Annotated in this window: 11 protein-coding genes and 1 tRNA gene; 5 read left to right on the forward strand and 7 right to left on the reverse strand. The window is 59.5% G+C overall.

The window, feature by feature from the left end:
* Positions 1-119 precede the first annotated feature (119 nt).
* Positions 120-1,367 (forward strand): AGE family epimerase/isomerase, encoded by a 1,248-nt coding sequence (locus tag F3H58_RS01935; RefSeq protein WP_149741027.1) that lies wholly within the window; start codon positions 120-122, stop codon positions 1,365-1,367.
* A gap of 146 nt (positions 1,368-1,513) precedes the next feature.
* On the opposite strand, the gene F3H58_RS01940 is transcribed toward F3H58_RS01935, so the two are convergent.
* Positions 1,514-2,074, reverse strand: coding sequence for a dual specificity protein phosphatase family protein (locus F3H58_RS01940; protein WP_125145567.1), 561 nt, complete (start codon positions 2,072-2,074; stop codon positions 1,514-1,516).
* Between the two features lie 210 nt (positions 2,075-2,284).
* A complete protein-coding gene (locus F3H58_RS01945) occupies positions 2,285-2,737 on the reverse strand; it encodes a hypothetical protein (protein ID WP_149741028.1) in 453 nt (150 codons plus the stop codon).
* Positions 2,738-3,181: 444 nt separating this feature from the next.
* Here F3H58_RS01945 and F3H58_RS01950 point away from each other — a divergent pair, with 444 nt between their 5' ends.
* Together F3H58_RS01950 and F3H58_RS01955 are read left to right on the forward strand one after the other, a co-directional pair.
* Complete coding sequence (locus F3H58_RS01950; protein ID WP_149741029.1) at positions 3,182-3,814, forward strand: outer membrane protein; 633 nt, start codon at positions 3,182-3,184, stop codon at positions 3,812-3,814.
* A gap of 209 nt (positions 3,815-4,023) precedes the next feature.
* The gene (locus tag F3H58_RS01955; RefSeq protein WP_035261012.1) at positions 4,024-4,395 is read left to right on the forward strand and encodes a hypothetical protein; all 372 of its coding nucleotides are present in this window, start codon (positions 4,024-4,026) and stop codon (positions 4,393-4,395) included.
* A 162-nt stretch (positions 4,396-4,557) separates the two neighbouring features.
* Here the strand turns inward: F3H58_RS01955 and F3H58_RS01960 are convergent.
* Positions 4,558-4,633: transfer RNA gene (locus F3H58_RS01960), tRNA-Ile, on the reverse strand.
* Positions 4,634-4,813: 180 nt separating this feature from the next.
* Between F3H58_RS01960 and F3H58_RS01965 the strand changes: the two genes are divergently transcribed.
* Positions 4,814-5,557 (forward strand): SIMPL domain-containing protein, encoded by a 744-nt coding sequence (locus F3H58_RS01965; protein ID WP_149741031.1) that lies wholly within the window; start codon positions 4,814-4,816, stop codon positions 5,555-5,557.
* Between the two features lie 184 nt (positions 5,558-5,741).
* On the opposite strand, the gene F3H58_RS01970 is transcribed toward F3H58_RS01965, so the two are convergent.
* A complete protein-coding gene (locus F3H58_RS01970) occupies positions 5,742-6,077 on the reverse strand; it encodes a hypothetical protein (protein WP_065655756.1) in 336 nt (111 codons plus the stop codon).
* A gap of 150 nt (positions 6,078-6,227) precedes the next feature.
* Positions 6,228-6,650, reverse strand: a complete 423-nt coding sequence (locus tag F3H58_RS01975) for a secondary thiamine-phosphate synthase enzyme YjbQ (RefSeq protein WP_149741032.1) — start codon at positions 6,648-6,650, stop codon at positions 6,228-6,230.
* A gap of 254 nt (positions 6,651-6,904) precedes the next feature.
* On the opposite strand from F3H58_RS01975, the gene F3H58_RS01980 reads away from it, so the two are divergent.
* Positions 6,905-9,457, forward strand: coding sequence for an HWE histidine kinase domain-containing protein (locus F3H58_RS01980; RefSeq protein WP_149741033.1), 2,553 nt, complete (start codon positions 6,905-6,907; stop codon positions 9,455-9,457).
* Positions 9,458-9,483: 26 nt separating this feature from the next.
* Here F3H58_RS01980 and F3H58_RS01985 read toward each other — a convergent pair whose 3' ends face one another.
* Both F3H58_RS01985 and rpoD read right to left on the reverse strand, forming a co-directional pair.
* Positions 9,484-10,404 (reverse strand): DUF930 domain-containing protein, encoded by a 921-nt coding sequence (locus F3H58_RS01985; RefSeq protein ID WP_188128734.1) that lies wholly within the window; start codon positions 10,402-10,404, stop codon positions 9,484-9,486.
* A 195-nt stretch (positions 10,405-10,599) separates the two neighbouring features.
* Entirely contained in the window at positions 10,600-12,654 is a 2,055-nt protein-coding gene (rpoD, locus tag F3H58_RS01990) for an RNA polymerase sigma factor RpoD (RefSeq protein WP_065655752.1), read from the reverse strand.
* Between the last annotated feature and the right edge of the window lie 180 nt (positions 12,655-12,834).

The raw sequence follows: 12,834 nt of genomic DNA on the forward strand, positions 1-12,834 counted from the left end.
TCTTCAAGGGACAGGCATGGCTTTGCGCAGTTGCAGCACGTTACGAAATATCGCTGACAGATGACAGGTTTATACAGCAAGGATATAAGCCGAAGCAGCAAACCGCATGGAGGACGAGAATGCCCGAGGACGATCACAACAGCCGCAACTGGAACACCCTGCCCTGGCATCGCCAATGGCTGGTAAAACAGGCCGAGGGACTTTTCGATTTCTTCCAGTATCGTGCCCTCAATCCTGTCGGCGGCTTCTTCGATCTCGATGCCAAAGGCGCGCCGTTGCAGCCAAACGACCCCGTGCGCGGCATTCATGCTTCGGCCCGCATGGTGCATTGCTTCTCAATCGGCCACTTGCTTGGCCGTCCGGGCTGCGGCGATATCGTCGATCACGGCATGACCTATCTCTGGAACAGGCACCGCGATGGCGAGCATGGCGGTTATTTCTGGCAGGTGAACGATGCCGGCCCAGTGGACGCCACCAAGCAGGGTTACGGCCATGCCTTTGTGCTTCTGGCCGCCTCTTCCGCCAAGACCGTCGGCCACCCGCTGGCAGACAAGATGCTCGCCGATATTACCGAGGTTCTGGAAACCCGCTTCTGGGAAGAAAAACACGGCGCCATCGCCGAGGAATTCCATCGCGACTGGTCGCCCATCGAGAATTACCGCGGCCAGAACTCCAACATGCACCTGACCGAAGCGCTGATGGCGGCCTATGAGGTTACCGGCGACAATAGCTACCTCAGCAAGGCGGAGCGCATCGCCGATCTCGTCATCCGCCGCCGCGCCGGCGAGTTGGATTTCCGCGTGCCGGAGCATTTCGACGAGAACTGGACGCTCGACAAGGAGTATCGCGGCAACGAAATGTTCCGCCCCTCCGGCTCCACCCCCGGCCACTGGCTGGAATGGGCGCGCCTCATCCTGCAATTATGGGTGCTGGGCGAGCGCCGCCATGACTGGATGCCGGTGGCCGCGAAATCGCTGTTCGTGCAATCCATGGCGCTCGGCTGGGACCGGGAAAAGGGCGGCTTCTTTTATACGCTCGACTGGAACGACAATCCGGACAAGCGCGCCAAGCTCTGGTGGCCGATGTGCGAAGCGGCGGGCGCTGCCCACTTCCTCAACGAGAACCTGCCGGCGGACAACTTCTATGAAGACAGCTATCGCCGCATCTGGAGCACCATCGCCAACAATTTCATCGACCATGAGAATGGCGGCTGGCACGAGGAATTGACGGAAGATCTGGTTCCCGCCCACACGCTGTTCCCCGGCAAGGGCGATATCTACCACGCGCTGCAGGCCTGCCTCATCCCGCTTTTCCCGGCGACGGGAAGCCTGACGAAGGTGATCAGGGAAAGCGGCGGGGATTATTGAGGCGCGCTGCGCAACCGTCCGTCATGCCGGCCTTGAGCCGGCATCCAGCCACGGCGCGTCTGCGCCGTGAAAGAGTCTTTTGCGATCAATGACTTGATCGCACTGGACCCCGGATCAAATTCGGGGTGACGATGTATGGCGGCGTCTCAAAACCCGATGGTTTCCTCGAAATCGTCCCAGGACTGGTACATTTCATACCGCCCGATACCGGGGATCGGCACATGCCCGTAATAGGGGGAAAGCTGAAATTCTGCGGCCGCCTCGCTCTTGCCGGCCACGGCGGCCACATAGATGGCGGAGGCGAGCCCGGTGCGGTTGGCGCCATGTTCGCAATGGATGAGAACAGGTTTTTCAGCATTGCGCAGCACAGCCGCCAGCGTTTCCGAATCGTCCACCGAGACCTTTTCGCTTGAACTCAGCGGATAATCGACAAGCCGGATGCCGTTGTTCCTGGCCGCAAGACTTTCGGCATCGTACCAGCCTTCACGCTTTTCATCGCGCAGGTTAATGATCGTCTTGATGCCATAAGCCTTGGCATAGGCCGCGATGTCCTTACCGCTCGGCTGGGCCGAACGGTAAAGCTCTCCGGGAATGACTTCGTGAAAATTTCCGGTGAGCTGGCCGATGCCCATATGCGCACCCGCCAGAACCGGCAGGGCGACAAGGCCGATGGCGGTTATTTTCAGAAACTTCAGAACAATACGCAAAACATCAACCCGCGACATTCATCGAATGGAGGGGGAGATGGCATCGCAAATGGACGAAAACAAGTCAGGGACTGCCCAGCGGGTTCCGTTGCGGACGATGAGAATTCACCCATCCGCCCGAAACCGCTGTCATGCAGGGATTTTCCGGCCGCCGCTCACCGGCGCGAAATTTTTCAAAATGTCGTGATAACGGGCAGCCACACGAACCGCTCAGTCGAATTCCGCGGAAATGACGGTGACACGCCATTCCAGCCGTTGCGGCTCCACCCTTTCATTGTTGCGCATACGGAACGCCCGGCAGGCCGAGAAAGTCTCCCCGGCTTCGATCCGTCTTTCGCTCACCTGATAGGGATCGAAGGAAACGGAGGCACGGAAGGCCGGTTCGAACCCTTCGAGCGTATAGGTAAGCCGCTCTACGGCGACATTATTGTCGTTGCGGAAGCTGACGCGGATTGGCAGTGCTGCATCCGGGCAGGCCGCATCGAATCCGGCGCTGGCGACGATATGGTCGAGCCGCTGGTTGCCACGCCACCAGTCATAGATCACAAAGGCGGCGGTGGCCGTCCAGATCAACAGCAGGCAGATAACGACGGATTTGAGATGCCGTGGAAATGCAATGAGGGCGAGAAGAAGAATGGCGCTGAGAACGGCTCCGACAATCACGTCGCCCCTCCTCCGCTAAAATAAAGCCTCATGCGATCTCGTCCTCCCATGCCCTTTCCGCCCGCAACGATCCCCCTCGCCGGGAAGCCGCAACGGTGTAGTCTCAACCGCAGCTTATGCCGCCGGCGATGCGGCGAAAAACATTGGCACCGCCATAGTCTACCACAACTCTATGGTCGCGCCCTGCGCTGTCAAGACAACCAAGCGTGACGTCGGCCCGCCACCCTGCCAGACTTTTGACGAAACGGCGAAGGGAACCAAACACGGCCAAAGACGTTCGCCGCATCAGAACAGCATGGCGGGGCGATAAAAAGCCGCGATCCGGGGCAAGACGGCCAGCAACGCCGGGAGGACACGAGCGCCTCTTGGAACCGCCGAACCCCGCCCCATATTAAAAGCAGCTAATCTATGCTATGGATGTCAGTCAGCTCAGGGAGAAAAACGATGAAAACGCTGATCGTAACGTCACTTCTGGCCCTTTCCGCCAGCACCGCAATGGCTGCGGATGCCGTCTACGAAACGCCGGCACCTCCGGTCGCGCAGGAAACCCTGCCGGTCTTCACCTGGTCTGGTCCGTATCTGGGTATCCAAGGCGGCGCGGGGTGGGCGAATGGCGATTTTTCGGCTGGCGGCCCCGTCGCTTCGGATAATTTCAATGGCGGCATTCTGGGTGCCTTTGCCGGTTACAATTACCAGTTCGACAATAATTTCGTCGTCGGCATCGAAGGTGACGTCGATTATAACTGGAACGACAATGACTATGCGGGCACCGAGATCGGCACCGACTGGCAGGGCTCCGTCCGTGGCCGCGTCGGTTATGCCTTCGACCATGCCCTGCTCTATGCCACCGCCGGCTGGACCGCGACACGCGGCTTCATCGAAACGCCCGGCGCTGGCAAGGACAGCACCACCTTCAACGGCTATACCGTTGGCGCGGGTCTGGACTATGCCTTCACCGACAATGTGTTCGGCAGGCTGGAATATCGCTACAACGATTATAGCGACAAGGACATCTTCGGCATCAACACCGATGTCGACCAGCACACTGTGAAGGTCGGTCTCGGCGTAAAATTCTGATCGCGACCAATCGTTTCGACAAAAAGCCCGGCCATCCGCCGGGCTTTTTCGTCACTGAAAGCCTGAACCGGCTTAAATTCTACATTTTGAAACCAGAAAAATATGAACTGTGCAGAAATGGAATATTCACAGGCCGTTCACCCGTCCCGTGCCATGATCCGGGCATAATGAGCCTCTATCTCCCGAAGCAGGCTTATGGAGTAGCCCAGATGAAAAAGATAATTCTTTCCACTATTGCCGCGCTGGTCGCCACCGGCAGCATTTTTGCATCCTATGGCACCGCTGCCGCGCAGGACTATCCCTATCGCCCGCGCTATGACCGTGGCTACGACCGCGGCGGCCCACCCCCGCCGCCCTACCGCGAACACCGCCGCCACAATGACGGCGCAGCGATTGCCGGCGGCCTCGCCGCAGGCGTCATCGGCGGCCTGATCGGCGGCGCCATCGCCAACAGCAACAACGGCCCGCGCTACTACGAACCGCCACCGCCGCCCCGCCCGCGCTGCTGGTTCGAAGACCGCCGCGTTCCCAATTCCTATGACGGCGGCTGGCATACGGAAAGTATGCGGGTTTGTAACTGACATTAAAGCTTTCTCGATCCGGCTTGCCCCATCGGCACGCCGGATCGGCACCGATGCATTCATTCCGCAGCCGGACTTTGCCATCGGCATAGCAGATCACGCATCAGACGTGCGCTCGCGAAGAGTCGCGAAACATCCCAAGCAATTGATCTTGAAAGAAAATGGTGGGCCCGGAGGGACTCGAACCCCCAACCAAGCGGTTATGAGCCGCCGGCTCTAACCATTGAGCTACAGGCCCTTTTCGGAAAAACCAGTCCGAAACACCGGTTTCGCAATGGCTCGAATCCGGTGGGTCACGCTCTAACGTAATTTTTTGAGCCCGACAAGCCAATGATGCTTTCGCAAAGCAGTGCCGCCGTATTAGCTACACAATCTAAGGCAATACCCTTCAAAGGGACTCAATCAACGAGGAAACACCATGAAGACAAAAACGGCCCGCCTTTTCGCACTCACCGCAATGACCGCAGCAGCCATGATGCCGCTTGCCGCCCAGGTGTCTGCGCAGGAGGCTACTCCTCGCGAAGCCACCATCAGTGTTTCCGGTGAGGGCCAGTCGGCCATTGCCCCCGACATGGCGATCCTGTCCTTCAGCGTCGTCAAGCAGGCGGAGACCGCAGCTGCGGCGCTGACCGAAAACTCCAAGGCGCTTGCCGATGTTCTGAAGGCGCTGAAAGAGGCCGCCATCGAGGAGCGCGACCTGCAGACCAGCAATTTCTCGGTGCAGCCGCTCTACAAGCACTATGAACCCAAGGATGGCGTCTATGTCGCGCCCGAGATCACCGGTTATCAGGTGTCCAACGGCCTGACCGTGCGCGTGCGCGACCTGAAAAAGCTTGGCGCGATCCTCGATACATCCGTCAAGCTCGGCATCAACCAGGGCGGCGACATCACTTTCACCAATGACAAGCCCGAAGCGACGGTGACCGAGGCCCGCAAGCTGGCCGTTGCCGATGCGCTGGCCAAGGCGAAGACGCTGACGGAAGCGGCAGGCGTGAAGCTTGGCCGGGTCATTCAGATCAGCGAAAACTCGCAGCGCCCGATGCCGGTACCGGCGGGCATGATGCGCGCTTCGATGATGAAGGAAGCCGACAGCGTTCCGGTCGCTTCGGGCGAGAACAGCTACAGCGTGGTGGTCAACGTCACCTTCGCTCTCGAGCAATAAGATCGACGGCGGGCGGCGCCTCGGCACCGCTCCTGCCCCATCTTGCGTTCAGCCATTCACATAACCCGAAATAAAATGCCCCTCGCCTGCCTTTCCGGACAAGCGAGGGGCATTTTTGATCCATCTACCATACGGCGATATCGGCAGATCGATAAGGTCGCCGCTGTTAGCGGCGGATTACATATTAGCGGCGGATGACGGGGCAGCCGCGCTCATTGGCGAAAACGACGCGGTCGCGGCCGTAACGGTTGAAGCCAGCCACCACGACACGGCGCGGCGATACATCAACCACGCGGGCGCGGCGAAGGCCCATGCGGCTCGCTTTCTCTTCCGCCAGCCAGGGCGAGCAGCCACGGCGCGGGCGGTCCGGGCGACCCCAGCCGGGACGATGGCCATAGCCATCCTGAACCTGAACTCTGAACTGAACATCCGAGCCAGCGGAAGCCGCCGGCGCAGTGAAGGAAATTCCACCGAGGGCGATGAGGGCAGCCAGGCCGGCTTTTGCGAAGGTGCTGAACATGAACTCACTCCGTTGTTTCTTTGCCGACAGGGGAACATCCCCCTGCGATTGACGAGACCCTAGACTCGCCCGCCTGAATATCAGCAGAACCGAATGTTCAGCAGGCGTTCAGGGAGGTTAACGCGGAACGCCTCGATCCGGATCCGGATATCACGGCGAGATATGCAGCAAGATTTCGCGCCGATGCGGCTCATCGCGGTGTTCGAAAAGATAAAGGCCCTGCCAGGTGCCGAGCACGAGCCTGCCGTCGCTGATCGGCACGCCGATGGAAACCGTGGTGAGCGCCGATTTGATATGGGCGGGCATATCGTCCGGGCCTTCGAGCGTGTGGATGATCCAGCGCATGGATGGATCGTCGGAGGGCGGCACGAGACGGGAGAAAAACACCGTGAGATCGCGTCGCACATCGGGATCGGCATTTTCCTGGATAAGCAGCGAACAGGATGTGTGGCGGACGAAGATCGTCAGCAGGCCTTCTTCCACGCCGGCATGGCTGACGAATGCCTTGGCCTCGGATGTGAATTCATAAAGACCCTGCCCCCGGGTGGCGACGATCATTTTTCTCTGCGGCACATTTTTTCCTTCAACGGGTTGGAACAAAATCGGCGCTGCCAACGTTTCAGCATGTCAAATTGTATCCGATGACGTAAGGGATACGACAAGTGCGTGACGACGGCCTATAAGAGCAGAACGGAAAACCGGCGTCACAGTTGCAAAAAAACGGGGAAGGGTTGGCACTATCAGAATGAATTATTCAAGCTTACCCGTTCCTCGACGAACAGAATATTCCCCGTACAAGACAGGCACAGGGTGCGAAAGACTGATTCATGGCCCCCAGTGACTATCATGTCGACCTGACCAATTGCGACCGCGAACCCATCCACATCCCAGGCTATATTCAACCGCATGGCTGTCTCATCGCCTGCGACAATGCCATGCGCATGGTGCTGCGGCATTCTGAAAACTGCCGCGAACTGCTGGGCGTCCAAGGCGATATCAATGGCAGGACGGCCGAGGAGGTGCTCGGCAAAAAACTCGTCCACGATCTTCGCAATGCGCTCACCGTCACCGGCAGAACCACGCGTCCCGCCATGCTGCCCGCCATGGAAATGAGCGACGGCCGCAGCTTCGATATTTCCCTGCACCGCTACAAATCCACCACGATCATCGAATTCGAACCCTCCCGCAGCGAAACGCAGCCGCTGGGCACCGCGCGCAAGATGGTGGACCGCATCCGCGAGGCGGACAGTGTCGAAAGCCTGATCTCCAGAACGACGCGACTGATAAAGGCGACGCTCGGTTACGACCGGGTGATGATCTACCGTTTCGAGGAAGACGGCGCCGGCAAGGTCGTGTCGGAAGCGAAGCAGCCGGAGCTGGAAAGCTTTCTCGGTCAATATTTCCCCGCCAGCGACATACCCCAGCAAGCCCGCGCGCTCTATCTCAAGAACACATTGCGCATCATATCCGACGCCAGCGGCGCCCGGGTTTCCGTGCTGCCGGCGCTCGACGCATCGGGCGAAGCTCTCGATATGTCCTTTGCGCATCTGCGCAGCGTCTCGCCCATCCATTGCGAATATCTTCGCAACATGGGTGTTGCGGCTTCCATGTCGATTTCGGTGATTGTCGACGGTGCGCTCTGGGGCCTGATCGCCTGCCATCATTATTCCCCGCGCGTACTGACAATGCCCGTCCGGATCGCCGCTGAAATGTTCGGAGAGTTTTTCTCCATGCATTTGCAGGTTCTCAAACAGAAGCGCAGGCTCGATACCGTCAACCATGCCCATGCCGCGCTTGACCGCTTCCTTCGGCTTGCCGCCCATCACGCAAACATCGAAGAACTGCTGATCGACAGCTTTCAGGATTTTGCCGATCTGATGCCCTGCGATGGCGTCGGCCTGTGGGTGGGAAACAACTGGCACGGCCATGGCGCAACACCGCCGCATGACGCCATTCCAAGGCTGGCGCGCTTCGTCGCCTCGGCGTCGGAAGGCAAGGTCTGGGCGACGCACGCGCTGTCGCAGGCCATACCGGAGGCGGAAATCTATGCCGGCACGGCTGCCGGAATGCTAGCCATTCCGCTGTCGCAGGTGAAAAACGACTACCTGCTGTTTTTCCGCAAGGAGATCGTGCAAAACCTGAACTGGGCCGGCAATCCGGAAAAATCCTATGAGACCGGCCCGATGGGCGACCGCCTTACCCCGCGCAAGAGCTTTGCGATCTGGAAAGAGACGGTCCGCCTGCAGGCGCAGCCCTGGTCGGAAGCCGACCGGGAGATCGCGGAAGCGGCGAGGATTGCGCTGGTCGAGGTCGCATTCCATCACAGCGAACTGATGGCGGGCGAAAGAGAGCGCGCGGAAGTGCGCCAGCGCATGCTGAACGAGGAACTCAACCACCGCGTCAAGAATGTTCTCGCCATCATCAAATCACTGGTCGGCAATCCCTCGCAGGAGGGCAAGACCCTGCAGGAATATGTGACGGCCCTGAAGGGCCGCATTCAGGCATTGTCCTTTGCCCATGACCAGATCATTCGCGGTGAAGGCGGCGGCGCGCTTCGCGATCTTCTGGATGCCGAACTGTCGCCGCATCGCTCGCCGGAAACCGTTGTGAAACTGACCGGCCCGCAGGTGACGCTCGATTCGCGCGCTTTTTCCGTCATGGCTCTTGTTCTGCATGAGCTGGCGACGAACGCCGCCAAATACGGCGCGCTTTCGCAAAATGGCGGGCAATTGCATGTGCACTGGACCATCAACGAGAACCGCGATTGCGAGATTGAGTGGCGTGAAATCCTGCCCACCAAACTGCCCCCGCCATCGCGCGCGGGCTTCGGCACGGCGCTCATCAGCCGCAGCATCCCATACGATCTCGGCGGACGCAGCACGATACGCTATTTGCCTGACGGGCTGGAGGCGGAAATTCTCCTGCCCTCCCGTCACGTTTCCTCGGCCACGGCAGTCACCGACACGCAAACCGAAGATGAAACCGCGCCGCAGCCCAGACGCTATAACCGGGAGGAGCCGTTGAAAGTATTACTCGTCGAAGACCAGATGCTGATCGCCATGGATGTCGAGAACATGCTGGAAGACAACGGCATCAAGGCAATCGAAACGGCAACCTCGTCGGCAATGGCCATTGAAAAGCTGAAGACCTATGTGCCGGATGTCGCCATTCTCGACATCAATCTCGGCTCCGATACATCGATCCCCGTCGCCCGGGAACTCCACCGCCGCGGCGTCCCCTTCCTCTTCGCAACCGGTTATGCGGATGGCAGCATGGTGCCGGATGAATTCGGCACCGTGCCGGTGATCAGGAAGCCCTATGATGAGGATGCGCTGATGGCGGGCATTGGGCTGCTGGTGGGAGATGCGGAGCGGGTTTAGGAGACTAATGATTGGGAAACCCGCCCTCACTGAAATCTCGTAAAGCCCCGCTTTTTCGCGTCTTCCGGGCTGACCTCATTTCCGATTTTAAACCGGAACTCCGTCACCGTGTAATTTTCCAGATCGACTTCGCACTGGAACGAGACGTCATGCCAGCTACTGCCGGTGTTGAACGCGCCGCCGGAAGCATCGATCGAATTACCGGAAATCCTGCCGCCCGTGTCAGAATAGGGGATCATGCCCCTGGCGGCAAATCCCGCACCCTGAATCTGGGCCAAGGCTTCGGTGCTGCAAAGCTGAACGACGCGGCGACGCGGTGGCAGATCGCCAAACATCTGGCGTCTCTGGGCCGGTGACAGCATCGACGAAGACAGGAGGTTTTTGGCCGCCGGAAGTTTCGCGGGTTTCTTTTCCGTCACTTCCGCCGGCTTTTCCTCAGCCGGCTTGGCCTGCGGCACCGGCGGCTGATCGGGCGGCGCTTCTTCCTTCACGGGTGAAACCGTGATCTCCCCCTGTGCGGCGGAAGCCTGAAGATCGCTGTTGGCGGCAGGAGCTGCGGGCTTTTCCTCAGCCGTTTTTTCAGGCTGGCTAGCAGGCTCCTCGGAAGGCTCGGTCTTTTCCGCTTCCTCCGTCTTGCCCGGCTTGTCCTCAGGGTCCGCCTGCGCTTCCTCGGGCCTCATGGCGATGGCCGGCAACGTCGCCTGCGGCTGCGGCAAAGGTTTTGCCTCTTCCGCCGGAGGAGCGGGCGGCGGCGGTGGGGGTTGCGGCTTTTCCTCTTTCGCCTTCTCTTCACCCGGTGGCGGGGCCTCTTCCGCCTTTTTCTCCTCGGGCGGCGACACCAGATCGACGCTGATGCTTTCCGGCTCCTGCGGCTCGGCTATCCGCTCCGGCAGCTCGAAAAGGAAAAGCGCGACAACGGCAAGATGCAGCAGAACGGAGACGGGCACAGCCCATCCCTTCCATCGCCATCTGCCTGCCGAAACCTGTTGCATCTCATCGAACCAAATCGAAGCTGAGCATTTCCAATAAAGCGGAAAGCCTGTTCTCACACATAAGGCTTGTCGCAGAGTTCGCCAGTGCGGGAAACAAAAAACCCGGCCAGCGCTGACTGACCGGGTTCAATTTTAAAGGAAACAAACAGCTTAACTGTCGAGGAAGCTGCGCAGCTTTCTCGAGCGGCTCGGATGCTTCAGCTTGCGCAGCGCCTTCGCCTCGATCTGGCGGATACGTTCGCGCGTGACCGAGAACTGCTGGCCGACTTCTTCCAGCGTATGGTCGGTGTTCATGCCGATGCCGAAGCGCATGCGCAGAACACGCTCTTCACGCGGCGTCAGCGAGGCGAGGACGCGGGTTGTCGTCTCGCGCAGGTTCGCCTGAATAGCGGCGTCAATCGGCAACAGTGCGTTCTTGTCCTCGATGAAGTCGCCGAGATGCGAATCCTCTTCGTCACCCACGGGGGTTTCGAGCGAAATCGGCTCCTTGGCGATCTTCAGAACCTTGCGCACCTTTTCAAGCGGCATGGCCAGCTTTTCCGCCAGCTCTTCCGGGGTCGGCTCGCGGCCGATCTCATGCAGCATCTGGCGCGAGGTGCGAACGATCTTGTTGATCGTTTCGATCATATGCACCGGAATACGGATCGTGCGGGCCTGGTCAGCAATCGAACGGGTGATCGCCTGCCTGATCCACCAGGTCGCATAGGTCGAGAACTTGTAACCGCGGCGGTATTCGAACTTGTCGACCGCCTTCATCAGGCCGATATTGCCTTCCTGAATAAGGTCGAGGAACTGCAGACCGCGATTGGTGTACTTCTTCGCAATCGAGATCACCAGACGCAGGTTGGCTTCGACCATCTCCTTCTTGGCGATACGCGCTTCGCGTTCGCCCTTCTGCACCATCGAAACGATGCGGCGGAATTCGGCGATGGAAATGCCTGTTTCCGTGGAGAGGTTCTGGATTTCCTGACGGATTTCCCGGATCGTGTTGCTTTCCTCGCGGGCGAATTCCTTCCAGCCGCGCGCGGCCAGATTGGCAATCGACTTCATCCAGTTCGGATCGAGTTCCGCACCGTGATATTGCTCGAGGAAGCTGTCGCGCTTGACGCCATAGGATTCGGCAAGGCGCAGCAGGCGGCCTTCATTCTGCATCAGGCGCTTGGAAATGTCGTAGAGCTGCTCGACCAGGCTGTCGATACGGTTCTGGTTCAGCGACAGCGACTTGACGGCCGTGATCAGCTGATCTTTCAGTTCCTTGTAACGACGCTCCTGACCGGAAGACAGGGTGCCGGTGCAGGCAAGACGCGCTTCAACCTGCTGATCCTGAAGCTTACGCAGCTTCTTGTAGGTGTCGGCGATGGTATCGAGCGTTTCCATGACCTGCGGACGCAGTTCGGCTTCCATCGCGGCAAGCGAAAGATTGGACTCGTCGTCGTCCTCCTCTTCCTCTTCCGGCGGCAGGCCGTCGCCGCCCACATCCGTCACATCCTCGTCGCCGGTCGGCGCACGCAGCTTGCGGGTCTTTTCCTTCTCTTCGGCGGCCTTGCGGTCCGCCTCGATCTTCTCCGGGCTCTGGAACTGGGGAGCCGCCTTGGCTTCCGGACCGGAATAGGTCGTTTCGAGATCGATGATCTCACGCAGCAGCGTCGTGCCTTCGTTGAGTTCGTCGCGCCAGATGATCAGCGCCTGGAACGTCAGCGGGCTTTCGCAGAGGCCCGAAATCATCGTTTCGCGGCCGGCCTCGATACGCTTGGCGATGGCGATTTCGCCTTCGCGCGACAGAAGCTCCACAGAACCCATTTCGCGCAGATACATGCGCACCGGATCGTCGGTACGGTCGGTCGGTTCTTTCTTCTTGGCGGTCGCAAGCGCGGTGCCGCCGGAAGGGGCAAGTTCCCCGCCCTCGGAATCGTCGCTATCGGAATCGCTGTCGTCGTCGCTGCTGGCGGCTTCCTCGGCGTCCTCGTCCTCGATCACGTTGATGCCCATATCGGACAGCATCGCCATCGTGTCCTCGATCTGCTCGGAGGTCACCTCTTCGGACGGCAGGACGGAATTCAGCTCGTCCATCGTCACATAGCCGCGCTTCTTGGCGGCCTTGATCATTTTCTTGACCGCGTCATCCGAAAGGTCGAGAAGCGGGCCGTCCGTCGCACCGTCGCGTTCGTTTTCTGCTTCTTCGTTTTCTTTGACTTTGGTTGCCATCTATCTCGTCGCTTTCCCTGACGCTAACACCTGTTCCGCAGCATCGCCGTCCGCCCCTTGAGCATCCGGCGCATGCCGCGAATCACTGTCAGACACCTAACGGAGTGATCTTTAATTGCCGATTAACCACGGCAGCCTCAGGCAGAATGCAAAGACAGTGCACCCGGAAATGCTTGCTCA

Source organism: Rhizobium sp. NFACC06-2 (assembly GCF_900101425.1).
GTDB classification, from domain to species: Bacteria; Pseudomonadota; Alphaproteobacteria; order Rhizobiales; family Rhizobiaceae; genus Agrobacterium; species Agrobacterium leguminum.